The sequence below is a fragment of the Vibrio sp. 1727 genome, from assembly GCF_033344415.1.
GTDB classification, from domain to species: Bacteria; Pseudomonadota; Gammaproteobacteria; order Enterobacterales; family Vibrionaceae; genus Vibrio; species Vibrio alginolyticus.
In genome coordinates, this window is the sequence record NZ_JAWPOT010000210.1 from 1 (window position 1) to 766 (window position 766).

1 protein-coding gene and 1 pseudogene are annotated in these 766 nt (G+C 49.5%); both read left to right on the forward strand.

Annotated features, from left to right (window positions below):
* A pseudogene (locus R8O10_RS24825) lies at positions 1-291 on the forward strand (DNA polymerase Y family protein); the annotation flags it as partial.
* A gap of 6 nt (positions 292-297) precedes the next feature.
* Positions 298-766 (forward strand): PHP domain-containing protein (locus R8O10_RS24830; RefSeq protein WP_318191903.1); only part of this gene is annotated, 469 nt, incomplete at its 3' end.

A 766-nucleotide genomic window follows, 5' to 3' on the forward strand; every position in this document is an offset into this window, starting at 1 on the left:
GCCTGCGACCCAAGACCGGAGAAAGCCAGCCAATACCGACTAGCCGATGAGCCAGACGTACCCACTCATAGCATCCCAGATTTGCTGCGCCCAGCAATGCAACTGCCTGCCCCCATTGCTCTACAAGAGCAAGTATCGCTGGTGCATGGACCAGAACGAATCGTATCCGGATGGTGGGATGGCGACGAAATTATGCGCGATTACTACATTGCTCATACCAAGCAAGGTCGCTGGTTATGGGTATTTCGCGATCAACATAAACATTGGTTTCTTCATGGCTATTTTTGTTGAGTCGTTATGAGTTACGCAGAATTATTTTGTCAGTCTAATTTCTCTTTCCTCACTGGCGCTTCTCATGCAGAAGAGCTTGTGTTGCAAGCGGCTTTTTATCGCTACCATGCCATCGCGATTACTGACGAGTGCTCGGTCGCTGGCGTGGTCAAAGCCCATGTAACGATTGAACAGCATAAACTTGATATCAAACAGATCGTCGGCAGCATGTTCTGGCTCAACGAAGAGTGCCAAATAGTCCTACTTTGCCCCTGCCGTAAAGCTTATGCTGAGATGTGCCGTATCATCACTAACGCGAGACGACGCAGCGAAAAAGGCAGCTATCAGCTTTCTGAGTGGGATCTGATGTCGATTCGTCACTGCTTAGTATTGTGGCTTCCTACCCATCAAGCGAGTGACCATTACTGGGGGCGCTGGCTCAATCAACACCATAACAATCGACTATGGGTTGCGATTCAACGTCATCTTGGTGGCG